23 protein-coding genes are annotated in these 23342 nt (G+C 73.2%); 10 read left to right on the top strand and 13 right to left on the bottom strand.

Annotation, left to right across the window (positions count from 1 at the left end; translation table 11 throughout):
- Nucleotides 1–189: 189 nt before the first annotated feature.
- The 4 genes from Q8791_RS02150 (at nt 190) to Q8791_RS02135 (ending at nt 4797) form a co-directional block, all read left to right on the top strand.
- Nucleotides 190–1455 carry a polyamine ABC transporter substrate-binding protein gene (locus Q8791_RS02150; RefSeq protein WP_330089853.1) on the top strand — a complete coding sequence of 422 codons (1266 nt, stop codon included), beginning with the start codon at nt 190–192 and terminating at the stop codon, nt 1453–1455.
- Nucleotides 1456–1465: 10 nt separating this feature from the next.
- A complete protein-coding gene (locus Q8791_RS02145) occupies nt 1466–2320 on the top strand; it encodes an ABC transporter permease (RefSeq protein WP_330089852.1) in 855 nt (284 codons plus the stop codon).
- On the top strand, nt 2317–3162 hold the full coding sequence (locus tag Q8791_RS02140) for an ABC transporter permease (RefSeq protein ID WP_330089851.1): 846 nt from the start codon (nt 2317–2319) through the stop codon (nt 3160–3162). The genes Q8791_RS02145 and Q8791_RS02140 overlap by 4 nt, the downstream gene beginning before the upstream one ends.
- A gap of 210 nt (nt 3163–3372) precedes the next feature.
- Nucleotides 3373–4797 carry an NAD(P)/FAD-dependent oxidoreductase gene (locus Q8791_RS02135; RefSeq protein WP_330089850.1) on the top strand — a complete coding sequence of 475 codons (1425 nt, stop codon included), beginning with the start codon at nt 3373–3375 and terminating at the stop codon, nt 4795–4797.
- 536 nt (nt 4798–5333) lie between these two features.
- Here the strand turns inward: Q8791_RS02135 and Q8791_RS02130 are convergent.
- The 9 genes from Q8791_RS02130 to Q8791_RS02090 form a co-directional block, all read right to left on the bottom strand.
- Nucleotides 5334–6899: a polyamine aminopropyltransferase gene (locus Q8791_RS02130; RefSeq protein ID WP_330089849.1), complete on the bottom strand. Its 1566-nt coding sequence runs from the start codon at nt 6897–6899 to the stop codon at nt 5334–5336.
- 70 nt (nt 6900–6969) lie between these two features.
- Nucleotides 6970–7398, bottom strand: a complete 429-nt coding sequence (locus Q8791_RS02125) for a DUF350 domain-containing protein (RefSeq protein ID WP_330089848.1) — start codon at nt 7396–7398, stop codon at nt 6970–6972.
- 71 nt (nt 7399–7469) lie between these two features.
- Entirely contained in the window at nt 7470–7835 is a 366-nt protein-coding gene (locus Q8791_RS02120; RefSeq protein WP_330089847.1) for a hypothetical protein, read from the bottom strand.
- Nucleotides 7832–8365, bottom strand: coding sequence for a DUF2617 family protein (locus tag Q8791_RS02115; RefSeq protein ID WP_330089846.1), 534 nt, complete (start codon nt 8363–8365; stop codon nt 7832–7834). Before Q8791_RS02115 ends, Q8791_RS02120 begins: the two co-directional genes overlap by 4 nt.
- Nucleotides 8366–8372: 7 nt before the next feature.
- Complete coding sequence (locus tag Q8791_RS02110; RefSeq protein ID WP_330089845.1) at nt 8373–8978, bottom strand: DUF4178 domain-containing protein; 606 nt, start codon at nt 8976–8978, stop codon at nt 8373–8375.
- 241 nt (nt 8979–9219) lie between these two features.
- The gene (locus tag Q8791_RS02105) at nt 9220–10071 is read right to left on the bottom strand and encodes a sulfurtransferase (RefSeq protein WP_330089844.1); all 852 of its coding nucleotides are present in this window, start codon (nt 10069–10071) and stop codon (nt 9220–9222) included.
- A gap of 75 nt (nt 10072–10146) precedes the next feature.
- Nucleotides 10147–10572 (bottom strand): hypothetical protein, encoded by a 426-nt coding sequence (locus tag Q8791_RS02100; RefSeq protein ID WP_330089843.1) that lies wholly within the window; start codon nt 10570–10572, stop codon nt 10147–10149.
- The gene (locus Q8791_RS02095) at nt 10565–10927 is read right to left on the bottom strand and encodes a hypothetical protein (protein ID WP_330089842.1); all 363 of its coding nucleotides are present in this window, start codon (nt 10925–10927) and stop codon (nt 10565–10567) included. Before Q8791_RS02095 ends, Q8791_RS02100 begins: the two co-directional genes overlap by 8 nt.
- Nucleotides 10928–11161: 234 nt before the next feature.
- Entirely contained in the window at nt 11162–11749 is a 588-nt protein-coding gene (locus Q8791_RS02090) for a hypothetical protein (RefSeq protein ID WP_330089841.1), read from the bottom strand.
- A 637-nt stretch (nt 11750–12386) separates the two neighbouring features.
- Between Q8791_RS02090 and Q8791_RS02085 the strand changes: the two genes are divergently transcribed.
- Nucleotides 12387–13151 carry a DUF4352 domain-containing protein gene (locus Q8791_RS02085; RefSeq protein ID WP_330089840.1) on the top strand — a complete coding sequence of 255 codons (765 nt, stop codon included), beginning with the start codon at nt 12387–12389 and terminating at the stop codon, nt 13149–13151.
- Nucleotides 13152–13270: 119 nt separating this feature from the next.
- Here Q8791_RS02085 and Q8791_RS02080 read toward each other — a convergent pair whose 3' ends face one another.
- Nucleotides 13271–13726 carry a hypothetical protein gene (locus tag Q8791_RS02080; protein WP_330089839.1) on the bottom strand — a complete coding sequence of 152 codons (456 nt, stop codon included), beginning with the start codon at nt 13724–13726 and terminating at the stop codon, nt 13271–13273.
- 185 nt (nt 13727–13911) lie between these two features.
- A complete protein-coding gene (locus tag Q8791_RS02075; RefSeq protein ID WP_330089838.1) occupies nt 13912–14871 on the bottom strand; it encodes a peptidoglycan recognition protein family protein in 960 nt (319 codons plus the stop codon).
- Nucleotides 14872–15025: 154 nt separating this feature from the next.
- On the opposite strand from Q8791_RS02075, the gene Q8791_RS02070 reads away from it, so the two are divergent.
- Entirely contained in the window at nt 15026–16525 is a 1500-nt protein-coding gene (locus Q8791_RS02070; protein ID WP_330089837.1) for an NAD(P)H-hydrate dehydratase, read from the top strand.
- Nucleotides 16526–16685: 160 nt separating this feature from the next.
- Nucleotides 16686–17219: a hypothetical protein gene (locus Q8791_RS02065; protein WP_330089836.1), complete on the top strand. Its 534-nt coding sequence runs from the start codon at nt 16686–16688 to the stop codon at nt 17217–17219.
- A 30-nt stretch (nt 17220–17249) separates the two neighbouring features.
- On the opposite strand, the gene Q8791_RS02060 is transcribed toward Q8791_RS02065, so the two are convergent.
- A complete protein-coding gene (locus Q8791_RS02060; RefSeq protein WP_330089835.1) occupies nt 17250–17786 on the bottom strand; it encodes an NUDIX hydrolase in 537 nt (178 codons plus the stop codon).
- Nucleotides 17783–18454, bottom strand: coding sequence for a TetR/AcrR family transcriptional regulator (locus Q8791_RS02055; protein WP_330089834.1), 672 nt, complete (start codon nt 18452–18454; stop codon nt 17783–17785). The genes Q8791_RS02060 and Q8791_RS02055 overlap by 4 nt, the downstream gene beginning before the upstream one ends.
- A 104-nt stretch (nt 18455–18558) precedes the next feature.
- On the opposite strand from Q8791_RS02055, the gene Q8791_RS02050 reads away from it, so the two are divergent.
- The 3 genes from Q8791_RS02050 (at nt 18559) to Q8791_RS02040 (ending at nt 23264) form a co-directional block, all read left to right on the top strand.
- On the top strand, nt 18559–19524 hold the full coding sequence (locus Q8791_RS02050; RefSeq protein ID WP_330089833.1) for a hypothetical protein: 966 nt from the start codon (nt 18559–18561) through the stop codon (nt 19522–19524).
- Nucleotides 19521–20822 (top strand): methyltransferase family protein, encoded by a 1302-nt coding sequence (locus Q8791_RS02045; RefSeq protein ID WP_330089832.1) that lies wholly within the window; start codon nt 19521–19523, stop codon nt 20820–20822. The genes Q8791_RS02050 and Q8791_RS02045 overlap by 4 nt, the downstream gene beginning before the upstream one ends.
- Nucleotides 20823–21071: 249 nt before the next feature.
- Nucleotides 21072–23264 carry a PrsW family intramembrane metalloprotease gene (locus tag Q8791_RS02040; protein WP_330089831.1) on the top strand — a complete coding sequence of 731 codons (2193 nt, stop codon included), beginning with the start codon at nt 21072–21074 and terminating at the stop codon, nt 23262–23264.
- Nucleotides 23265–23342: the final 78 nt, after the last annotated feature.

Genomic DNA, 23342 nt, shown 5'->3' with positions numbered 1-23342 from the left:
GCCGCCCGGTCGCTCCCGCAGTTCCGCCCCCGACCGCCGCGGGTCGCCACGGCACCCCCACCGCCCCGGCGCCCGCCCGCGTACCGCGGAACCCGGACCCGCACCGCCGCGGGTCCGCGCCCCACCGTCCCCGCACCGCCACACCCCCCGGCGGACACCCCCGGAAGAACCGAAGTAGGGAACGACGACATGAACAACCGACCGCGCCCCCGCCTGAACCCCGCCCTCCTGCGCGGACTCACCCGGGCCCGCCGCAGTCCCCTGGCACTCCCCGGGCCCACCCGCCGTCGCACCCTCCAGGCGGGCGGCGCCGCGGCGGCCGTGCTCGCCCTGTCCGCCTGCGGGGTCGGCGGCCAGCAGCGCGACCCCGCCGAGGACGAGGACTTCTGGGCGGACAAGGAGCGCACCGGCGACCTCCGGTGGGCCAACTGGCCCCTCTACATGGACGCCGAGCGCACCCAGATCACGCAGTTCACCGAGGCCACCGGCATCGCCGTGGACTACAAGGAGGACGTCCAGGAGGCCGCCTCGTTCTTCGGGCAGATCCAGCCCAAGCTCGCCGCGGGGGACGACATCGGCTACGACCTCATGGTCCTGCCCAACGGCTTCGAACTCGCCAGGCTCATCGAACTCGGCTACCTGGTGCCGCTCGACCACACCAGGCTGCCCAACTTCGCGGAGTACGCGGGGGAGGTCTACAAGAACAGCACCTACGACCCGGGCAACAGGTACACGGTCCCCTACGCCTCCGGCATCACCGGCATCGCCTACAACCCCGAGTACGTCGACCGGGAGATCACCAGCGTCCAGGACCTGTGGGACCCCGCGTTCGAGGGCAAGGTCGGCATGTTCGCCGACCCGCAGGAGATCGCCAACTTCGGCCTCCTCGCCAACGGGGTCGCGCCCGGCGAGTCCACGCGCGAGGACTGGGAGGCCGCCGCGGAGAAGCTCCGCGAACAGCGCGACTCGGGAGTGGTGCGCGCCTACTACGACCAGGACTTCATCCAGCCGCTCACCAACGGCGACCTGTGGATCACCATGGCCTGGTCCGGCGACATCTACCAGCAGAACTCCGAGGAGGGCACGAACCTGGAGTTCGTCATCCCCGACGAGGGCGCCACCCTCTGGACCGACAACCTCATGCTCCCGTTCACCACGCGGGCGCCGGTGGACGCGGTCGAACTGATGAACTTCCTCTACGAGCCGGAGATCGCCGCGGGCCTCACCGAGTACATCTCCTACATCTCGCCGGTGCCCTACGCCCAGGAGGTGCTGGCCGAGTGGGCCGACGGGGACTCCGACGGCGACCGCGCCGACGCCCTCCGCGCGATGTCCGAGAGCGGCCTGGTCTTCCCCACCGAGGGCGACTACCAGAACCTCCACAACTTCGTCGTGCTGGACACCGACCAGCAGGACGAGTTCTCCGGCCTCTTCCAGGCCGTCACCCAGAGCTGAGCGGCGCGCCATGAGAAACCGAAAGCTCACGCCCTACGTCCTGGTGCTCCCCGCCTGGACCTGGCTGGCGCTGTTCTTCGTGGTGCCCATCGGCGGGATGCTCTCCCTGTCGCTGACCACCGGGAACGTGATCACCGGCTTCCAGCAGACCTTCGCGGTGGGCAACTACGCCACCGCGATCGGGGACTACTGGGAGCAGATCCTGCGCTCCCTGTCCTACGGCGCCTGCGCCACCCTCGTGTGCATCGCCGTCGGCTACCCGATGGCGTACTGGATCGCGTTCCGCGGCGGCGCGTACAAGTCCACCTACCTGCTGCTGATCCTCCTGCCCTTCTTCGTCTCGTTCGTGCTGCGCACCATCTCCTGGCGCGCCTTCCTGTCCGACAACGGCGTGGTGCTCGGACCGCTCAAGGACATCGGGCTGCTCCCCGAGGGGTTCGCCGTGCTCAACTCCGCCCCCGCGGTCGTCCTCGGCCTCGCCTACAACTTCCTGCCGTTCATGGTCCTGCCGATCTACGCGGTCCTGGAGCGCATGGACCCCCACCTGGTCGAGGCCGCGCACGACCTCTACGCCAACCGGGTGCACGCGTTCACGCGGGTGATCCTGCCGGTGTCCCTGCCCGGCGTGTTCGCGGGAGTGCTGATGACCTTCATCCCGACCAGCGCCGACTACGTCAACGCGTCGGTGCTCGGCGGCACGCACAACACGATGATCGGCAACGTCATCCGGACGCAGTACCTGGTCAACAACAACTACCCGATCGCCGCCTCGATCACCTTCGTCCTCATGGGCCTGCTGCTCGTCGGCATCTTCACGTACGCCAGGGCACTGGGCACCGAACGCGTCATGGAGGTGCACGCGTGACCACGGACGTCCGCACCGCAGCCGGCCCGCCCGCCGCACCCCCGCCCAGGAGGGCCCGGAGGCGGGGCCGCACCGACTGGGGCCGCTACTACACCTGGGCCGTACTGGCCTGGCTGTTCGCACCGATCGCGTTCATGGTCGCGTTCAGCTTCAACGACCCGGCCGGACGGCACAACACCACCTGGCAGGGGTTCACCCTGCACTGGTACCGGAACGCGTTCGCCTACCCCGACCTCAACGACGCGATGGCCAACTCGCTGACCATCGCCCTGCTGACGATGGTCGTCGCGGGCGGGCTCGGCACCCTGCTGGGCCTGGCCCTGGGGCGGTTCTCCTTCCGGGGCAAGCAGCTCACCAACCTGGTGATGTTCGCGGCGATCAGCGCACCCGAGGTGGTGCTCGGCGCCGCCCTGCTGTCCACGTTCCTCATGATGAACGTGACCACCGGCTACTGGACGACCGTCGTCGCGCACGTCATGTTCTGCGTGTCGTTCGTCGCCATCACGGTGCGGGCCCGCGTCATCACCCTCGACCCGAGGCTGGAGGAGGCGGCGCGCGACCTCGGCGCCGGGCCGTGGCAGACCTTCCGGCTGGTCACCCTCCCCATGCTGTTCCCCGCGATCATGGCGGGCGGGCTGCTGGCGTTCGCCCTGTCCATCGACGACTACATCATCACCACCTTCGTCAGCGGCGACGTCACCACCTTCCCGCTGTGGATCTGGGGCGCCACCCGCGTGGGCATCCCCCCGCAGGTCAACGTGATGGGAACCCTGCTCTTCGCGGTCGGGCTGATCATGGCCGTGGTCAACATCGCGCTGGCCCGCCGCCGGGGCGGGGGGTAGGGAGCCGGAGGGGCCGCCGACCGCGGGCGGCCCGCGGCCGGACCGCGTCCCGCCCCGCCCGGGGTGTGTCGCGCGTGCGGCGGGGAACGCGTTCCGGCACCATCCGTCCCAGCCGGACCGCGTTCCCGCCCCGACCGGGAGCGCCGGGCAGGGGCGCCCGTGTCCGCCGGACCGCGGCGGACACCGCCACAGACGAACGGAGCCACACCCATGTCCGACACGGCAGCCGAGCGCGCGGCGACGGCCCTGGCCGGGACCCTCCCCCGGGTCTTCTGGCTCGACCCCGACATCCCCGGCCACGACGTCCCCGCCCCCGCACCCGCGCTGGCGGGCGACGTGTTCGCCGACCTGGTCGTGGTCGGCGCCGGGTTCAGCGGGCTGTGGACAGCCCTCCTCGCCAAGGAACGCGACCCCGACCGGCACGTGGTCCTCGTGGAGGCCCGCACAGCCGGGTGGGCGGCCTCAGGGCGCAACGGCGGGTTCTGCGCGGCAAGCCTCACCCACGGCCACGACAACGGCGCCGAGCGCTGGCCCGAGGAGATCGACGAGCTCGAACGCCAGGGCGTCGCCAACCTCGACGCCATCGAGGAGGCGGTCGCCCGCTACGGGATCGACTGCGAGTTCGAGCGCACCGGAGAGGTCCTGGTCGCCACCGAGCCCTGGCAGGCCGAGGGGTTCGCCGAGGCCGCGAGGACCATGACCGCGCTCGGACACCCGGCCCGCGTGTGGGACGCCGAGCGGACCCGCCGGGAGATCGACTCCCCCACCTACACGGGCGCGCTGTACGAACCGCGCGGGGTCGCCATGCTCCACCCGGCCAAACTGGCGTGGGGGCTCCGCGCCGCCTGTGAGCGCCTGGGCGTGCGGATCTTCGAGAACACCCCGGTGCGCGCGATCAGGTCCGTTCCGGTCGGACTGCGCCTGGAGACCGCGGGGGGCTCCCTGCACGCGCCGAGGGTCGCGTGGGGGACCGGCGCCTTCCCCGGCCCGCTGCGCCGGCTCAAGCACTACCTCGCCCCCGTCTACGACTACGCGCTGACGACGGAGCCGCTCACCGACGCGCAGATGGCATCGGTGGGCTGGAAGGGACGCCAGGGGGTCTCGGACTCCGCGAACCTCTTCCACTACTACCGGCTCACCGCCGACAACCGCATCCTGTGGGGCGGGTACGACATCGTCCACCACTACGGCGGCAAGGTGCGCCCGGAGTTCGACCAGCGCCCCGAGACCTTCCGCAAGCTCGCCGAGCACTTCCACGCGACCTTCCCCCAGCTGGAGGGCGTGCGGTTCAGCCACAGCTGGGGCGGGGTCATCGACACGTGCAGCAGGTTCGCGGCCTTCTTCGGCTCCGGGTACGGCGGGCGGCTGGCCTACGCCGCCGGGTACACGGGGCTCGGCGTGGGCGCGACACGGTTCGGCGCGCAGGTGATGCTGGACCGGCTCGACGGGCTGGACACCGAGCGCACGCGGCTGCGGATGGTGAAGGAGAAGCCGCTGCCCTTCCCGCCCGAGCCCGTCCGCTCCCTCGGCATCGAGCTGACCCTGCGGGCCACGGCAGCGGCGGACCGCGACGGCGGACGCCGCAACCTGTGGCTGCGGGGCCTCGACGCCATGGGCATGGGCTTCGACAGCTAGGAGAGGTGTTCCTCCGCAGGCTGCCGGGCCGGTGGGCGCCCGTCCGGGCGCTCTCCGGCAGGACGCTGTGCGACGTCGGGCCCTGCGGTTCCGCACCAGCGCGGAGGCGGCGGGAGGCGGACGCGAGCCGGGCAGGAGGTCGGGCACACGGCCCCGGGAACCCCCCGTCGGCCGGGAGGCGTCGTCCGGGGCCTGCGCTTCGGGCCGGTCCGGGCCCGCGGGGGCAGGACCCGGACACCGGTCCCGGACCGGGCCGTCACCCCATCTGTCGGACAAGCGGCGGTAAGTCTGGGTAAGGGCTTGGTCGGCGCCGCGGCGGAGGCGGCGTGGCGTTCGCGCCGCACCGCGGTTCCGGGTCAGGATGGACCAGGTCGCGACGCTGCGTGGGAACGCTCGGCACGACCGCCGCCCCCGCTCCAGACCCACCGCGTGGCCGCCCACTGGCCCACAGTTCCAGGCCGCGCGGTGTTCACTCCCCGGGAGGGCACTCCCGGGGCCGCGCCGGGACCCGGGCCCGAGCGGGCACCGGCCGAGCGTCAGTAGCCGCGCCAGGAGCCCTGGTGGTAGGCCATCACCCGCGGGTGCATCAGGGTCGACTCCTCGGCGTCGCTCTCCCGCCGGTCCATCGGGAACACCTGCGCCGCGGTCAGCAGGGGTCCGTCCAGGAACCGCAGCGGCGGCGCGTCGCCCGGGACGCGCAGCTCGGGGGCGTCCCCGACAGCCGCCAGGTAGAAGCCCCAGTTCCCGAAGCTCGGCACGTCCACGTTGTACGGGGTGGTCTCGAACCCCACCTCCTCCAGCGAGCGGTCCACGCTCCAGAAGGCGTCGGGTGCGAAGAACGGCGAACCCGCCTGCACCACCAGGCGGCCCCCGTCGCCCAGCGCGTGCCGCAGGAGCGAGTAGAACTCCACCGAGTACAGCTTCGAGGTGGCCACGTCGTCGCCGTCCGGCAGGTCCGCGACGACCACGTTGAACTTCTCGCCGTTCTCCCGCAGCCACTGGAAGGCGTCGGTGTTGACCACCTCCACCCTCGGATCCTCGAACGAGTCCTCGTTCAGGCCGGTGATCACCGGGTCCGTGGACGCCAGCTCGACCACCGCCGGATCCAGGTCCACCAGCGTCACCGAGGACACGTCGTCGTAGGCCAGGATCTCCCGCAGGGCCAGGCCGTCACCGCCGCCCAGCACCAGCACGTCCCCGTGCGGGCCGTCCATCGCCGGGTGGATGAGCGACTCGTGGTAGCGGTACTCGTCCAGGGTCGAGAACTGGAGGCTCCCGTTGAGGAACATCCGCACGTCCTCGCCGTCCAGGGACCGCGTGACCACGATCTCCTGGTACTCGGAACGCTCGGCGTGCACGATCGGATCCCGGTACATCGCCTGGCGGGCGTCCACCTCGAACCGGTCGGCGTACACGTAGGCCAGGCCGAGCACCGCGACGATGAGGACCAGGCCGAGGCCCAGCCCCGCGTACGCGCGCCGGGTCAGCTCCGACCGGAACAGCCACAGCACCACCGCGACGCCCACCACGGCGTTGAGCGCGCCCACGACCAGCGCCCCCCTGGGCAGGCCCAGGAGCGGCAGCAGCAGGAACGGGAAGGCCAGGCCGCCGATCAGCCCGCCCACGTAGTCGGCCGCGAACAGGTCCGCGACCGCCTCCGAGGCCTCCTGCCTGCGGATCCGCTGGATCAGCGTCATCAGCAGGGGGATCTCCATGCCGATGAGCAGGCCGATGACGAACGACAGCACCACCAGAGCGGGCTGGTAGGCGGAGAACCAGGCGAACGCCCCGTACAGCAGGAGCACCGACAGGCCGCCGACCAGGGAGAGCAGGCCCTCGATCACTGCGAACGACACCGCGGGACTGGCCTGGAAGCGCTTGGACAGCAGCGAACCCACACCCATGGCGAACACCATGACCGACAGCACCACGGAGGCCTGGGTGATGGTGTTGCCCAGCAGGTAGCTGCCGATCGCGACGAGCGCCAGCTCGTACACGAGGCCGCAGGCGGCGCAGATGAACACCGCCAGCAGCACCAGGAACCGGGCGGCCCTGGCCGAGACCGGGAGTCGGTACCGGGTGCGGGTCGTGGTCTCAGTCAACGCGGGCGCCTTCGTGTGGTGGTGCAGGTGGGGTGCTGGCCGGGGGCAGGGGCCGTGTCGTCCCGGGGGCTCAGGTGAGGGCGGCTGCGACGACCAGGGCGATCGACACGTGCGCGGTGGCGCTCACCCAGGTGGCCGGGTGCGGCTCGTCGTTGCTGATGATCTGGGCGATCTTCGCGGGGATGATCAGGTCGATCAGCAGGAACGACAGGGCCATGACGCCCAGGCCGATCGCGCCGTAGACGGCGGCCGAGAGCAGCCCGGCGCCCAGACCGATCTCGGAGTCGCTGGACAGGATCGCCGACACGACGATGATGGCCGAGCCGAGCGTGTTGGCGGACACGAGCAGCACGGCGTTGCGGTTGCGGTTCTCCCAGATCAGCTCGTGCAGCTTGCCGGGGGTGATCAGGTCGGTGATCAGGTAGCCCGCCACGAGGATGACGATGCCCACGCCGCCGTAGGCGAGGGCTGCGAGGGAGTTGAAGAGGATCTCGTTCATGGTCCTGTCCGCTGGTGAGGGGGTGACGTGATGAGGGTGCCGTGGGGGCGGGGCGCCCGGAGGCGCGGGGGCTACTTGCCGAAGCTGCTGCCGCCGCCGCGGTAACTGCTGCCGCTGCCGCTGTTGTCGCGGTAGTTGTTGCTTCCGCTGTTGTAACCGCTGCCGTTGTTGTTGTTGTAACTGCTGCCGCCGCCGGTCCCGCCGAAGAAGAAGAACCCGCCGCCACCGCCGCCGGAGGAACCGGAGGATCCCTCGCAGTCATCGTCGTCGTATCCCTCGACGGCGACGACGTCGTCGTCGGGGCAGTAGTTGCTGTTGTTACTGCTGTTGCTGTTGCAGGCACTGAGCAGAATCAGGATCAGGAGGATGGCGCCGATGACGACGAACACCGTGATGATCTTGTTCCTGTTCTCGTGGGATTGCTCGTATGCGTTCATGGTGCGGATCTCTCCGGACTGGGGGGTGTGGTCATCGTCGAGGTGGTCGTCACCAGTTCGCCGGTCTGCGGGTAGGCGTGCCAGGTACGCCACCGGAGGGGGTTCCCACCGGGGGCGGCCAGGTGCAGGGCGGTGACCGCCAGGGGGTCGCCCGGGAAGGCGACGAGGAGCCCGCCGGCGGAGTCGGCCACCTCGCGGTGGAGCCCTTCCACCCGCCGGGACAGTTCGTCCCGCGTGAGGGACTCCACGAGGGAGTCGAAACGGTAGCCGCCCCGTTCGGGGCGCTCCGCGCGCCCGGGGAGCCCGCCGGGCAGGCCCGGCAGGCAGGCGACCGTCTCCACCAGGGCACCCTCACCGGACTCCGGTGTCACGACGACCTGGTGTGAGGCGCCCAGGACGCGCAGCTCGACCCGGGCGCCCGCCACAGGCAGGGCACGGGCGGCCAGCGCATCGGCCAACGGGTGGCCCAGGGTCCAGACCAGGTCGTCCGCACCGGTGTCGACGAAGGGGGCGCTGATGCTCGCGCGCACGTGCCGGTCAGCTCCCCGGGTAGATGGTGAAGGTGCCGGCGGCGACCTTGGTGCCGGTGCTGGCCTCCCAGCCTCCGTGGTCGAACCGCTCGAACGACAGGAGAAGGCCGTCGGAGGACTCGTAGTCGGCGTAGTCGAGACCGCCCTGCGACTTCAGGCCGGTGGTGCCCTCGGAGCGGTAGGAGCCGCTGCCCTTCTCCTGGAGCCGGTAGGTGACGCCCTCCAGTTCGATGGTCTTGGAGTGCGGGGTCAACTCCAGGTCGGGACGCCCGGACCACAGTGCGAGCTCGACGTCCGGGTCCTCCTCGACCGAGAGCCAGCGCTTGCCGCCCTCGACCTCCAGGAAGTGCTCGGACCAGACGTAGCCGCCCTCGGACAGGCGCAGGGTGCCGCGGATCCAGGTCCGCTCGGTGCCCCAGTCGATCATGTCCCCGGCCTTGATCGTGCGGGGGTCCCCCGCGGCGCTGTCGCCCTGTTCGGCGAAGGGGTCCCGGGGGGCGGCGGGCTGCTGCGGCGCCGCGTCCCGCTGCTTGGAGCGCTGGGCGTAGATCACGACACCGACCACGGCGGCGACGATGACGACGATGAGCAGGAGCACGAGTTCGATGGACAAGGTTCCTCGTTTCGCGGTGGGACGCGGGGGTGCGGGGTGAGGGGAGAGGGGGTGAGGGGTCTCGTAGGCGTGCCCCGTCCGCGCCGTTCGCCCGGCCGGGCAATCCTACTGACTGGTCGGACGCCGGAAAGGGGGTGCCGGTTCCGCCCGCGGCCGGATCAGGACAGGTCGCGACGGTGCGTGGTCGGAACGGGACGGCGGGGGGCCGTCCGCGCGGCGGGCCCCGCGGACGGCCGGACCCTCAGGCGCCGGGGTCGCCGGTCTCCGCGGGAAGCGAGTCGTCGGCGCCCCAGAGGCTCCACGACCCCGGGTACAGGCGGGCGCCGGCGTACCCCGCGTGTTCGAGGGCCAGCAGGTCGTGGCAGGCCGTGACCCCCGAACCGCAGTACGCGGTGACGGTCCGGGCGGAGTCGGCGCCCAGAGCGGCGAAGCGCTCGCGCAGCACCTCCGGGGCTGCGAGGAACCCGTCGCCGTCCAGGTTCCCGGTCCACTCGGCGCTGCGGGCGCCCGGCACGTGTCCGGGGCGGGCGTCGACGGGGGCGGGCTGCTCACCGGTGAAGCGGCCGTACGCGCGGGCGTCGACGAGCAGGCTCCCGGGGTCGCCCGACTCCGCCCTGACGGTGTCGGTGTCCACGACCAGGTCGGAGGGCCAGGGACGCGCGGTCCGGTGTGCGGGCGGGGGGACGGCCTCCCCCTCCTCCAGCTCGCCGGTCCACGACCGCAGGCCGCCGTCGAGGAACGCGGCGGGCGTCCCCAGAGCGCGGAGCATCCACACCAGGCGGGCGGCGACGGAGCCCCCGGCGTCGTCGTAGACGACCACGGACGCGGCGTCGCCGACGCCGAGACGGCCGAGGGCGTCGGCGAAGTCGGCGGGGGACGGCAGCGGGTGGCGGCCGGCTCCGGGGCCCGCCGGGGCCGCCAGATCGGTGTCCACGTCCGCGAAGACCGCGCCGGGCAGGTGCCCGGCGCGGTAGGCGTCACGGCCGGAACGGCCGTCGAGGTACCAGCGCGAGTCGACGACGACCACCTGGTCGCGGTGCTCGCGGAGCCAGTCGGCCGACACGGCCACCGGAAGGGTCAAGGGTTCGGACATGGGCGACAGCCTAACCCTCCGCCGCTCGCGGCACACCGGGTCCGGACCCGGTACCGCGGACGAACTCCGGCCTGGTCAGCCCCGGTCCAGGCGGTGCACCCGCAGGATCCACCACAGCCCCAGCGCCGGCAGCACCAGCGGGATGAACAGGTAGCCGCTGCCGAAGCCCGACCACACCGTGTCCTCGGGGAAGACCGACGGCCAGAACACGCTCGCCGTCCCCACGACGAGGACGCCCGCCATCTCGACGGCGCACGAGACCAGCGCGACCAGGCGCGAGGTCCGCCCGGCACGGGCCAGGCCGACCGCCGCCACCAGGTAGACGATCCCGGCGAACAGCGACAGCGCGTACGCCGTCGGCGCCTCGTCGAACCTGGTGGCCAGCTGGTAGCTCCCCCGCGCGGTCGCGGCGAGCGCGAACACGCCGTACACGGCGACCAGGAGCCGGCCGGGGCCGGTGCGCAGTGTCCTGGCGGTGGTGGGTGCGGACGTCTCAGACAACGGGGCTCCAGAGCTGTTCGAGGCGGACGAACAGGACGGGCAGGATCAGGCACGCGAAGGCGATCACCGCGGGGCCCCACTTGCTCCGCTCCATGAAGCCCCACACGGCGCACGCGGGCGGCAGCAGCGCCACCGTCGCCAGGTAGGACACGAACATGGCCGTCTCGGCGGGACGGTCGCCGCCGACCACGGTGACGGTGGTGGCAGCCACCTGCCCGAGGACGAGAAGCCACAGGACACCCATGCCGACCAGGTGGGGGACCACCATGGGCTGGTCGCGGAAGGTCGAGACCAGGCACCATCCGGCCATCGCCAGCGACACCATCTGAATCGTCATGGTCAGCCAGTCGACCACGCCGCCTCCGCTCGCACTCCGCCGCGTCCGCCCATGTCAGCGGTCCGCTCTCCCACGACACTCGTGTACGACACACGGTAGTACAGCGCGACCCCAGCCCGTAACCAGGGTCGAATACGCGGCTGACCTGCGAAGACGCGACGGCGGCCTGAGGTCCTCGATCGGGCCGGGTGGTGGAACCGGCCCCGGCGCGGTGGTCGCACACCGCACCGGGGCGCCTTCACGTGCGGGGCCCTACTGGACCTCGGCGACGACCGGGTCGCCCAGGCCGAGGATGTCGCCCATCTCGACGGTGGCCACGTCGACCTCCCCCACGAGGGCGATCTGCCCCTCGGCGCGCTGGCCGGGGCGGAGGGTCACGGTGTCGATGGGGTCGATGTCCGCGAAGATCGTGTCGGCCCAGTCGGAGACGACCGTGCCGTCGGCGAGGATCGCGTTGAAGTTGATCGGGTTGACGTCCAGATCCGCGTCCGAGTCGTTGACGACGACGATGTCGATCGCCGTGTAGGTCGTGCTGTCGATGGTGTCGCCGACCGTTCCCGCGTGGGTGGCGGTCATGGTGACGCCGGACTCCTCGGCGGGCTCCTCCTCCGCGTCCGCCGCCGCGGCTTCGTCGACCTCCTCCTGCGAGGAGGCGGCGGGCGGCGGGGAGGAGTCGGTGGGGGTGTCGGAGCCGATGACGGCGACGCAGCCCACGAAGAGGAACAGGAGCAGGGAGACGCCGAGGCAGCCTCCGCAGCCGAGGCCGATCTTCGAGCCGGTGGACATGCCCTTCTTCGGGGGCTGGGGCGGGGGCGTCTGTCCATAGGGTCCGTAGGACATGGGGGAGCTCCGAGTCTGAAGAGTGCGGAGCGGCGAGCGGGGCCGCGGAAATGTGCGCCGTGCGGCGAGCGGGGGATGCGCGGCTGGAGGGCGAGCGTAGCCGGTGGGGGGCCGACGGCGTGGCCGTATCGGCCGGTTTGGCCACTCTCGGACACCTTCGCGCCCAGGCGGCACGCCCGTTCCCAGGACGCACCAACCGTTGCGCGTCGGTCGCGACACAACCCCTCTGCACTGGGCCACCGCCCTCTGTTCGACGGTTGTCGACCCTGCGGTGCGCGGTGCTACGTGCCGCGGGCCCGCCGACACCGGGGAGCGGTGGGGCCGGGCCCTGAGCGGCGGCGCACCGCGCTCCGTGCCACGCCGGCCCCGGCCGTGGAGAACCTCACAGGGCCGAGCGGCATCGAACACCGTGCCGTACCGTGCCCGCGTCCGGCGCCCCCGACGGATCCGTCCGGGGCGACGGCGTTCCCGCCTGTGACGACCGCCGGAAACGGTCGGACCAGACGGGGGAGCAGGAGAACCACGGTGCGGGCATGTCGGATATCGTCCTCGCAGCCGCACGTGTTCCCCCAACGGTGCACGGTGCAGGCGGTACATCCTCTTCCACCGCATCGTGCACGAGAGCCGGAGCAACCCCGTGTCCTATCCCCAATACCCCTCGGGCCCTCAACAGCCGCCCTACGGCCAGCCCCCGCAGGGCCCTCCCCCCGGTGGACAGCCGCCCTACGGTCCCACCGGCGGTCAGCCCCCCTACGGTCCCACCGGAGGCCAGCCGCCCTACGGCGGACCTCCCGGCGGGCAGCCCCCCTACGACATGCCCCCCGGCGGACAGCCGCCCTACGGGCCCCCGCCCAAGAAGGGCATGTCCACCGGCGCCAAGGTCGGCATCGGCGTCGGCGGGTGCCTGGGCCTGGTGATCATCGCGATCGTCGTCATCGTCATCATCGCCTCCCTGTCGGGAAGCGGCGGGGACACGCCCGCGCAGCCCGAGACGTCCTCCGCCTCGGAGGCGGAGACGTCGGACGACACCGAGTCCTCACCCGCTGAGGAGCCCGTCACCGACGAGAGCGGCATCACCGCGACCGCCACCCAGACCGGCACCGCCGGCGACGTCCTCGACGACACCACCTACACGGTGGTGGACGTGGAGATCACCAACAACTCGTCCGAGGCGGTGGACGTCAACCCGATCTACTTCACCTTCGTGCTGGACGACGGCACCGAGCGCGACGACTGGGCCGAGACGATCTTCGCCGACATCACCCCGATGGAGGCCGTCTCCGTGGAACCGGGCGACAGCGTCTCCGGACAGCTCGCCACGGTGGGCGAGGTGACCGTCGCGGAGCTCCGGTTCGACCCGAGCTTCGGAATGCGGGAGCCGATCGTCATCCCGGTCGGCTGACCCGACCGGGCAGAACACGGGGACGCCCCGGCCGCGCTTCGCTCGCGGCCGGGGCGTTCCCTTCCTTTCGGGGCCGCCGCCGCGCGGGGCGCCGGGGGGTCGGGGTCCGCGTCCCGGCGCTACCGGGGCCAGACGAGGACCGAGGCCTCCGCCGCGGTCAGGTGCGCGTCGGCCCGGCCGAACTGGGCGACCCTGACGCCCACCCACAGGCCCGCCTCCAGCGCGTCCTTCCACGCGTACGTGAACCGTCCGCGCCCGACCGCGTGGACGGCGCTCCCGACGGGTCGCTCCCGGAACACCGTGCCGTCGGACGCGAACTCCACGGCGCGCAGCTGCACCTCGGTTCCGGGGGTGATCCCGGCGAGGGTGACCCCCAGCGCGAGGTCGTAGAGGAGGCCGTCGGAGTCGTCCGTCCCGGCCAGCGCCCGGACACCGGTCCCGCCGTCGTCACGGCGGTCGAACCGGAGGTCGTGCCACTGGCGCGGTGCCAGGATGAGAGCGGTGTCCTTCTGGTAGCCGTGGTGGCCCGGCATGGCGGCGTCCTCGGGGTCGGCGGCGGATCCTCCCGCCAGCATCGGCTCCGGAGGGCCTACGGGCAACAACCCCGGTCGCCCGTGTCCCGGACCGGTACCCCGCCGTGTGCGCCGGACCGCCCGCGCCGAGTGGCCGGGTGCGTCGGCACGAGGCCTGTTCGCCGACAGGGGTGCGGCCCGGACCCGTGGGACCGGGCCGCGCACAGCCGGTGAGGGGGCTCCCGGGATCACTTGGGCCAGTAGAAGACCTCTGCCGTGGCCGACGTGAGCTGCGCGATCGAGTCACCGAACTGGGCGACCCGTACACGGACCCGCCTGCCCTTGGCGAGGTTGCCCTTCCACGCGTAGGTGAAGTGGCCGTTTCCGGCGGCCTGCACCGGGCTCTCGATGGGACGGTTGCGGGCGACCTTCCAGCCGCCCTCGCCGTCGGGCTCGTACTCGGTGGCGCGCAGCTGCACCTCGGTTCCCGACCCCAGGCCCTCGACGGTGACGCCCACGGAGAAGTCGTAGAGCGCGCCGTCCGGTTCCTCCGGGCCCACGAGCGCGTAGAGGTCGCCGGTGTGGCCGTCGTGGCGGCGGTCGAACCTCAGGCTGGCCCACGTGCCGGGCTCCAGCTCCTGTGAGTTGTCCTTCTCGAACCTACGATGTCGGGGCATGTCGTCCTCTCCCTCGGATTCGTCGGGCTTCTTGGCGAAGGTGCCGTCCTTGACGAGCGCGTAGGCCTTCTCCCCGGGGCACGAGGTGGAGATGAAGTCGCGGTGGCCGAGCACCTTGCCGGAGATGGAGGTGTCGGGCTCCATGAGCCACTGGCGCAGTTGCCGGACGGCGTTGATCTGCGCGGCGGGGATGGGGTCCTTCGGACCGGTGGCCAGGGTCACGGAGTAGTGGGAGGAGTTGCCCCCCGGTTGGGCTGCCTGGGTGCGGTAGAGACCGCGACCTTCCAGGACATATCCGTGAGGGCAGGCCATAAAGGAATATCCGATGTCGGCCCAGCCGCGCGAGGGGCCTGTGTGGAACGAACGGGTGTTGCGCCAGTAGGAGACGCACGACGAGTGGTTCTTGTCGGCGAGGCCCTGGTCGGCGCTGTCGTAGTGGATGACCAGTCCGGATCGGGGGTTGGCCTTGTCGGCCGGGGAGGTCCCCCAGCCGAGGTCGGACCGGGACACGTATTTGCTCGGTCGAGGCATGCGTCCATTGTGGCAAGGCAACACTCCGAAGGGTAGTGAAATGATGACATCCGGTTGAAAATCCGTGACCTGGAACTCCAGGTGTGGCGGTGGCCGCCCCACGCGTCACTCCTGCGACACGATGGGGGCCGACCCATCGCTCTGGAGGTAGCCGGTGTTCTCAGCACACACCGTCAGCGTCGTCCGCGAAGCCGAGTACGCGCTCATGGCGCGCGTCCCCGACGGGGCGCTCATGCGCAGGGCCGCGGCGGGACTCGCGGCCGAGTGCGTCCGCCTCCTGCCCCGTGTGTACGGGTCGAGGGTCGTCCTCCTGGTCGGCGGCGGCGACAACGGGGGCGACGCCCTCTACGCGGGGGCCCTCCTCGCCGCGCGGGGCGCCGCGGTGCGCGCCCTGCTCGCCGGAGGGAGCGCCCACGAGGGCGGTGTCGGCGCCCTGCGCTCCGCGGGCGGGCGGGTCCGGAAGTTCGCCGACGGCGAGGCGGACGGGGCCGAGATGTTCGACGCCGACCTGATCGTCGACGGGCTCGTCGGCATCGGCGGGCGCGGCGGCCTGCGCGAACCGCACGCCGCCCTGGCGGTGCTCGCCTCGAACGCCCCCGTCCCGGTCGTCGCCGTCGACGTGCCCAGCGGGGTCGACGCGGACACGGGGGAGGTGGTCGGGGCCGCGGTCCGCGCCGACGCCACGGTCACGTTCGGCACCCACAAGCCGGGCCTGTTCGTCGATCCCGGGGCGGAGCGGGCGGGCCGTGTGCGCCTGGCGGACATCGGGCTGGGGCCGGAGCTGCCCGGGCCCGGGCTCGTCTGTCCACAGGCTGTGGACATCGCCTCCCTCCTGCCGACCCCGGGCGCGGAGTCGGACAAGTACCGCCGGGGCGTCCTCGCGGTGCGCGCGGGCTCCGACCCCTACCGCGGCGCGGCCGTCCTGTGCGTCGGCGGTGCGCTGCGCACCGGGGTCGGCATGGTCCGCTTCGGAGGCGGGAAGGGCGTCGCCGACCAGGTGATCGGCCGCTGGCCGGAGGCCGTCGCCGACTTCCGCGACCCGCAGAGCAGCACCGACCTGTCACCGGGCCGGGTCGCCGCCGCCGTCATCGGACCCGGGCGCGGCACCCATCCCGCCAACGCCGACGAGCTCCGGGCCTTGCTGGACAGCGACGTGCCGGTGCTGGTCGACGCCGACGGGCTGACCCTCCTCACCGGCGACGGCGGCGGTCCGCTCGCCGGGCTGCTCCGCGAACGGACGGCGCACACGCTCCTGACCCCGCACGCGGGCGAGCTGGCGCGCCTGCTGGACGCGGACCGGGCCGACGTGGAGGCGCGCCGCCTGGAGCACGCGGCCCGCGCCGCCGACAGGTTCCGGTGCACCGTCCTGCTCAAGGGCTCCACCACCGTGGTCGCGCACCCGGGCGCTCCCGCGGTCGCCAACCCGACGGGGACGCCGCTGCTGGCCACCGCCGGGTCCGGCGACGTGCTGGCGGGGTCGGTCGGCGCGCTCCTGGCGTCGGGCCTGCCCGCCCGCGAGGCCGCGATGTGCGGCGCCTACCTGCACGGACGCGCCGCCTCGCTGGCCCGTGGCGGCGCACCGATCAGCGCGTCCGACCTGCTCGACGCCCTGCCGCTCGCCGTGGCCGAGCTCTCCCGGAGCCGCCGCGTGTGACGGCCGGTCCCGGGGCGGCGCCCCTTCACCGAGGTGCGCCGTCCACCGGCGTCCACGGGGCCCATGGGGTCCGGGGGCCGGCCGGGTCCCCCGGAGAAGGGAGCCGACTCCCCCGCGGGCGGGAGGCGGCGACCGTCACCGGAGGGCCAGACTCGCTGCCATGACGGACACCGGAGGACCGGCGCACGCGCCGGAGGGGACAGGGCCCGCCCGGCGTGGAACGCCCGCGGGCAACGCGGCCCCCGGAGGGCGGGCCCGTTGGCCGGCGTACTCGCTGGCGGCGGTCCTCCTCGGCTACGCCGCGGGGAAGGCCGTCTACGCGGCGCAGGGCAGGCTCGGGTTCCCGAGCGGTCCCGCGGTGTCCGCGGGCGAGCACGAGCGCTACGCCGAGCAGATGATGGACCCCGCGCTGACGCAGTGGCTGGCGGTGGCGACCGGCGTGCTGTGCGCCGCGCTCGTGGTGGCGACGGCGACCTCCGCGGGACGCCGGCTACCGCGGGTGCTCATGTTCCCGGCGCTCGCCGTCCTGCTGGTCGGCGTCGGCGCCGGAGCGGTGACCCTTGTCGTGGACGGCTTCGTCGGTGTCGGTGTGGGCTGGAGGTGGTACCACGGCGTGGTCGGGGCCGCGGTGCTCGGACTGATGGCGGCGACGGTCCGGTCCTACGCCGGGGGGTCCGGGCGAGGCGGCGCCTGAGCCGGGGCGGTCGCGCCGTACCGTGCGCGGTCAGTCGCGGGGGCGTGCGGCGTCGAGGCCGCGCTGCACGATGTCGGTGATGAAGTAGTCGCCCGGGTCGCGTTCGTCGCGCAGCCTGTGGACGAGGGACTCGTCCACCCACATGTACTCGGTGTGCTTGCCCGGTTCGAGCCGGGGTGCCGAGAGGTCCCCCTCGACCCGCACCAGGTAGTCGACCTCGTGCCTGGTGACGCCGTCGCCCGGGTCCCAGTCGAGCTCGTACAGCTCGGCCAGCACGCCGGAGAGCCTCCACCCGGTCTCCTCCTCGACCTCGCGGGCGAGGCCGTCGAGCATGGTCTCCCCCTCCTCGACGTGTCCGCCGACGATGTCCCAGCAGTGCGGGAACACCTTGCGGGTCGCGGAGCGCCGCTGGGCGAAGATCCGCCCCCGGTCGTCGACGATGACCGCGCCCGCCACGTGGGTCCGCCCGTCGGAGGTGTCGGGGAAGTCGATCCCCGGAGCCACCGCCACGCCGTGCGTGGTCCCGTGGTCCGCCCCGCCTGCGCCCGTGCCGCTGCCACCGCTCATGCGTCTTCCTCCTCCTGGTCCGCCGCCGACCAGCCTACGTCGCGGTTGCGGCGGGGGAGGCGCAGGGTGAGGAGCTTGGCGCGCGGTGCCAGTTCCTCGGCCAGCTCGAAGACCGCCTCGGTGCGGGTGCGGTCCTCGTCGAGTACGGAGAACAGGTTGACCCCCAGGTAGAACGTGATCGCCCCGTAGGCCACCTCCCGTGCGGGCAGCAGCCTGCCGAGGGCGGACCCGCCCACGACCCGGTTCCACTCGTGCTCGATGAACGCGATCCACGGCTCGGAGCGGTCGCGGATCTCCGTGCGCAGTTCGGGCTTGGTGACGGCGGCCGCCACGAGCTCGGAGAACTCGGTGATGTAGCCGCGTTCGAGGTCGGTCCGGTAGATGCGGGTGGCCGCCTCCACGAGTTCCTCCAGGGTGTGCGCGCTCCCGGCGATCTCGCGGTACATGGCCATGCGCTCGGCGCTGGACCGGTCCAGCGCGGCCAGCAGGAGCTGGTCGACGCCGCCGAAGTGGTAGAAGACCAGCGCCGAGTTGGCCTCGGCGCGTGTGGCGATGGCACGGGCGGACGCCCCCGAGTACCCCTCCTCGCGCAGTACCGCGCAGGCCGCGTCGAGCAGCCGCTCCTTGGTCTCCTCGCTCGTCCGCCGTCCTCCGCCGCTCCTGGCCATGCTCCTCCTCGTGTTGCCCCCTTGTCGTCCGGGGTGTGTTCATCATACGGTTTAATCAAGTGATTAAACCGAGTGATTTAACCGCTTGCTGAAGGGTGCCCCCCATGTCTCGAAGCAACGAACCCGAAGCGTTCCCGGGCAACGTCCCCGCCAGGGCCCGTTGGACGCTCGCCGCCTTCCTCCTCGCGGCCTTCGCCGGGCTCCTGGCCCTGCGGGTGAACCGCTGGGGCGGGCTCGACCAGACCTCGCTGTTCTACGTCGGCCTCCCCGCGGTCATCGCCCTGATCGTCGTCTTCACCGTGCGGGCGCGGAGCGCGACGGGTGTCGCGATGGCCGTCACCACCGTCGGACTCGCCCTGGCCGCAGCCCTGCTCGGCGAGGGCACGGTGTGCCTGGTGATCGCCGCGCCCTTGCTGTACGGGATCGCCGGACTGGTGGCCTGGACGGCGAAGTCCTTCGGCGCCGGCGGCAGGGGCGGACGCCACGCCCTGCTGGGCGTGCCGGTCCTCTTCGCCCTCGCCCTGGAGGGCGTCGCCGGGACGACCCTCCTGCCCAGGGCCGACCAGGGCGAGGGGTCCGTGCTGATCGACGCGGAACCGGAGCAGGTCGCCGCGGCCCTGGCAGCCCCGCCCCCGTACGCGGCCCCCGACGCCCTCTTCCTGCGCGCCGTCCCCTTCCCGCACCCCGTCCGGGCGACGGGGGAGGGTCTGGGGACCGGAGACGTCCGCGTCGTCGACTTCACCCCGAGGCGCGTCCTCCGGATCGGCTCCGAGCCCACCCCGCGCGACCTGGAGCTGGAGGTCGCGGAGAGCGAGTCGGACGCGGACGGCGGCCGCGTGGTCTTCGACGTGGTCCGCGACACGACGTTCGCGAACTGGATGGACATGCGCCGCGCGGAGGCCGTGTGGTCGAGGGAGGGCGACGGCACCCGGCTGACCTGGACCATCGAGTACGAGCGCACCTATGAGCCGTCCTGGTACTTCGGGCCGATCCAGTCGTACACGACCGACCTGGCCGCCGACTACCTCGCGACCACCTTCCGGGACGCGATCGCGGAGGAGGGGGCGTGACGGCACCGGAGGTCCCGGCGGCGCTCGTGCGCGGCATCGGCCTGTTCGTCCCGCTGCTGTTCCTGGCCGCGCTGTGCGCGTGGCGCGCGCCCCGGCCGCGCGAGGTCGCCTCCATGATCGTGGCCGGGGCGTGGGCGCTGCTCACGCTCGTCCCGCTCAACCTGTACGCGACGCACGCGGGCTGGTGGACCTTCCACGCCGAGGGGGCCGTGTGGCGCGGCATGCCCGTCGACCTGCTGATCGCCTGGGCGGTCCTGTGGGGCTCCCTCCCCGCGCTGATGCTCCGACTCCTCCCGGTCCCCCTGCTCACCGGCCTGCTCGTGTGGGTCGACGTGATCGTCATGCCGCTCGCCGAACCCGTGGTGGTCCTCGGACCGCTCTGGCTGATCGGCGAGTTCGTCGGCTCGGCACTGTGCCTGATCCCCGCGCTCCTGCTGGCCCACTGGACCCGGCGCGGCCAGCTGGTCCGGGCCCGGATGTGGGCGCAGGCCGCCCTGGCCTTCGGGCTCATGATCGGCCTGCCGCTGTTCGCGCTGGACGCCGTCCCCGGCCCGGGGGGCGCCCTCGTCGCCGCGCAGGTCCTCGCGGCGGTGTGCCTGCCGGGCCTGGCGGCGGCCCGCGAGTTCGCCCGGGTGGGGGGCGGCACCCCGCTGCCCTACGACCCGCCGTCCGCGCTGGTCACCAGCGGCCCCTACGCCTACGTCCGCAACCCCATGCAGATCACCGTCGCCGCCGCCTACCTGGTGCTCGTGCCGGTGACGGGGGACCTCCGTCTGCTGGTCGGCGCCCTGGTCGCGTTCGGCTACGGCGCGGGGTTCGCGACCTGGCACGAGGGCGGGCAGCTGCACCGGGCCTTCGGCAGGGACTGGGAGGCCTACCGCGCGGGCGTGCGCCCCTGGTTGCCGCGGTGGCGCCCCTGGCCCGGCCGGGCGCCGGGAACCCTCTACGTTGCGGCCGACTGCGACATGTGCCGCGGCGTCGGGGGCTGGATCTCCGCCCGGTCGCCCGTGGCCCTGCGGCTCCGGCCGGCGGCGGAGCACCCCGAGGTCCTGTACCGCCTCACCTACGAGACCCCCGACGGACTCCGCTGGAGCGGGGTGGCGGCGCTGGCGAGGGCGCTGGACCACCTCCACCTCGGGTGGGCGTTCGTCGGCTGGGCCCTCGACCTGCCCGTCCTGCGCCAGGCCGGGCAGCTGTGCGCCGACGCCTTCGGGGCGGGGCCCCGAGCGTCGCGCGGCGTACGCGACGCCCCGGACGCACAAGGGGCGGCGGCCGTCCGGTCCGGTACCGCGAGGTGACGGCGGGGGCGCCGGGAATCGGAGGCGCTCAGGCCGGAGCCGCGGACCACGGCGTCCGACGGGGGAGGGCCGGGTGGGGCGGTCGGCGTGCGCTCCCCGGGGCGGGCGCGCCGCATGACAGCACGGCCACAATGCCGAACAGCGCCTCTTCCGCCGGCGCCCCTCCCCGTTATGCTCGGTCGGGTCGTTCCGTCCGGAAGGGGCGGGACCGGCCCCCGCATCCGCCCCCCGCACGGCACGAGGACGTCGATGGAAGAACAGGCCATGCTCGCGCGGGACCTCGTCCTGCGCGTCTGTGCCGGAGCGACCGAGCTCGACCCCCAGTGGATCAGGGTCGACGGCAAGGTCACCACGCCCTTCCTCGTGCCCCGGGACCGCAACCTCATCCGTGCGATCGTCTCGGCGGGACGCGCCATGGGCGTCGACCGGCTCCTGGTGTGCCGGACCCGGCCCGAGTTCTCGTACGACCCCGTCACCGAGGTCCCCCTCGACACCGACACCCTGATCGACCTCATCCGGGGATGGGGGCCCGCCCCCACCGACTTCCTCGTCTGTGTGGAGGACTTCTCCGCCGCCGTCCTGGTCACCGCCGACGAGCTCACCGTCGCCGCCGGGCCCGCCGACTTCGTCCGCGAACTCGTCGGCGCCGACATCCCCCAGGCGCGGGTCCACTTCGGCAACAGGGCCCGCGTCGAGGGCGGCCCCGTCCTCACCCGGGCCGCCCTGCTCTACAACTGCTCCGAGCTCGGGGCCCGGCACGCCCGCAACCCGCGCGGCCCCGGTCCCGACCTCCCCGAACGCCTCGCGCACCGGGCCGACCGCGCCCGCGAGCGCTCCCCGCGCGCCGTCAGCGCGCTGCGCGCCCTCCGCGGGGCCTGGGGGTGGCTGATGGTCGTCGCGCTGCTGGTCTCGCCGCTGTTCGTCCCCAGCCTCGGCACCGCCCTCCCCGCCCTGGCCACGGCCTTCGTGCTGCTGTTCCAGCTGGCCTGGCCCGCCCGGTCGCGCACCGTCTCCTTCGCGACCCTGCTGCGGGTGGCCGCCCTCGGCGCACTCCTGCTGTGGCCGCTCGCCCTCGCCGAGTCCGCCGTCGTCCGGCTCCTGGGAGTCGACCCCTACGGGGTCGTCGGCTACACCTACGTCGCGGTGGCGGTGGAGGAACTCGGCAAGCTCGTGCCGCTCCTCCTGCTCGGACTGGTGGCCCGGCGGCGTCTGCGCCGCCTGGCGGCCGTCGACTTCCTGCTGCTGGCCGCCGCGTCCGGCGCAGGTTTCCAGCTCGCCGAGCACCTGCTCACCGGGGTCTCCACCGGCGGGGGCGACCGGCCCGGCGCCGGCGGGTTCCTCCTGCCGGGCGGCAGCACCGTCACCGACGGGGCGGGCGCCGTCCTGGCGGTCTTCTCCGGCCACGCCGTCACCACCGGACTGATCGGGGCGGCCGTCGGGCTCGCCGTCGTCGGCCGCCGCTACGGGGCGTGGCTGTGGCTGCTGCCCCCGGTCGCGTTCACCGCCGCGTTCCTCGAACACCTCAACCTGAACGCCGTGCTGGCCAACGCGGCCCTCCACCCGGTGTCCGGGTTCGTGCACGGCCTGCTCGGCGGCGGCGTCCTCACCCCGTGGCTGCTGGTCGCGCTCCTGCTGTGCGCCGTGGCCATGGACTACCGGACGATCGGCACCGCGGCCGAGTCCACCCCGCCCCTTCCCGGCCGGCCCCCGCTGGCGGGGCTGCGCCGCCGGGCGCGCGGCAGGTCCGTGGCGATGAGGGTGCGGATCCCCGCGGACATCGCCCCCGTCTTCCGGCGGCTGGCACTGTCCTGGGTGGACCTGCCGGTCACGCTCGCCACGACGCTGTCCACGATCGTCCACGAGTTCGCGGTGTCGGCGATCGCCGCCCGGCGCGGCCCCGCCGCCCTCTGCGACACGTGGCGGTTCCTCCGCCGGCGCAGGGCCAACGCGATGGCGGAGGCCCGGTCGGCCGGACGCCCCTGGCGGAGCCACCCCTCCCAGGAGGAGCTGACCCGGCAGTCGCGCGCACTGGCGCGTCGTCTGGGGCTCGCCGCCACCGGCGGCGTCACCGCGGCCTTCGCGTCGCTGGCCGCCGTGTACGCCGTCGCCGGTCCCGAGGCGTTCGGGTGGGGCGGGGCCGGCGCCCCGGGCACGCCCGCCTACGCGTTCGTGGCGCTGGACCGGGTCCGGCTCTGGCTGGGCGGCCTGACGGGCGCCGAGACCGCATGGGCCGCGGTGGTCCTGGTCGCGGTGCTGTCCCTGCTCGTGTCCGGCAACGGGGTCCCGCACGCGCACCCGCGCATGCGGGAGTTCCTGCGCGCCCCCACCGCGAACACGGGGGCGATCCTGGGCATGCTCGCCCCCGGACAGGTCGGCTACGCGCTCCTCGGGGTGGTGGGGCTGGTCCTGCCCCGCCGTGTGGACCGCCTTCTGGTCCGCTGACCCGGCCGGGACCCGAGGCCGTCCGCGCCGCGGCGGACGGGGCGGATCCCGGCTCCGCGGCAGGCCGCCGGGGCAGGG

Origin of the sequence: Nocardiopsis codii, assembly GCF_036327455.1 — a bacterium.
GTDB lineage: Bacteria > Actinomycetota > Actinomycetes > Streptosporangiales > Streptosporangiaceae > Nocardiopsis > Nocardiopsis codii.
This window is presented reverse-complemented; position numbering and strand designations above follow the sequence as displayed.

Excerpts from the sequence above, each read along its gene's own strand:
- Q8791_RS02120 (WP_330089847.1), bottom strand. The coding sequence starts at position 7,835 with ATGAACGCATACGAGCAATCCCACGAGAACAGGAACAAGATCATCACG.
- Q8791_RS02090 (WP_330089841.1), bottom strand. The coding sequence starts at position 11,749 with ATGTCCTACGGACCCTATGGACAGACGCCCCCGCCCCAGCCCCCGAAG.
- Q8791_RS02065 (WP_330089836.1), top strand. The coding sequence starts at position 16,686 with ATGACGGACACCGGAGGACCGGCGCACGCGCCGGAGGGGACAGGGCCC.
- Q8791_RS02060 (WP_330089835.1), bottom strand. The coding sequence starts at position 17,786 with ATGAGCGGTGGCAGCGGCACGGGCGCAGGCGGGGCGGACCACGGGACC.
- Q8791_RS02105 (WP_330089844.1), bottom strand. The coding sequence starts at position 10,071 with ATGTCCGAACCCTTGACCCTTCCGGTGGCCGTGTCGGCCGACTGGCTC.
- Q8791_RS02150 (WP_330089853.1), top strand. The coding sequence starts at position 190 with ATGAACAACCGACCGCGCCCCCGCCTGAACCCCGCCCTCCTGCGCGGA.
- Q8791_RS02075 (WP_330089838.1), bottom strand. The coding sequence starts at position 14,871 with ATGCCTCGACCGAGCAAATACGTGTCCCGGTCCGACCTCGGCTGGGGG.
- Q8791_RS02145 (WP_330089852.1), top strand. The coding sequence starts at position 1,466 with ATGAGAAACCGAAAGCTCACGCCCTACGTCCTGGTGCTCCCCGCCTGG.
- Q8791_RS02050 (WP_330089833.1), top strand. The coding sequence starts at position 18,559 with ATGTCTCGAAGCAACGAACCCGAAGCGTTCCCGGGCAACGTCCCCGCC.
- Q8791_RS02080 (WP_330089839.1), bottom strand. The coding sequence starts at position 13,726 with ATGCTGGCGGGAGGATCCGCCGCCGACCCCGAGGACGCCGCCATGCCG.
- Q8791_RS02125 (WP_330089848.1), bottom strand. The coding sequence starts at position 7,398 with ATGAACGAGATCCTCTTCAACTCCCTCGCAGCCCTCGCCTACGGCGGC.
- Q8791_RS02040 (WP_330089831.1), top strand. The coding sequence starts at position 21,072 with ATGGAAGAACAGGCCATGCTCGCGCGGGACCTCGTCCTGCGCGTCTGT.
- Q8791_RS02135 (WP_330089850.1), top strand. The coding sequence starts at position 3,373 with ATGTCCGACACGGCAGCCGAGCGCGCGGCGACGGCCCTGGCCGGGACC.
- Q8791_RS02055 (WP_330089834.1), bottom strand. The coding sequence starts at position 18,454 with ATGGCCAGGAGCGGCGGAGGACGGCGGACGAGCGAGGAGACCAAGGAG.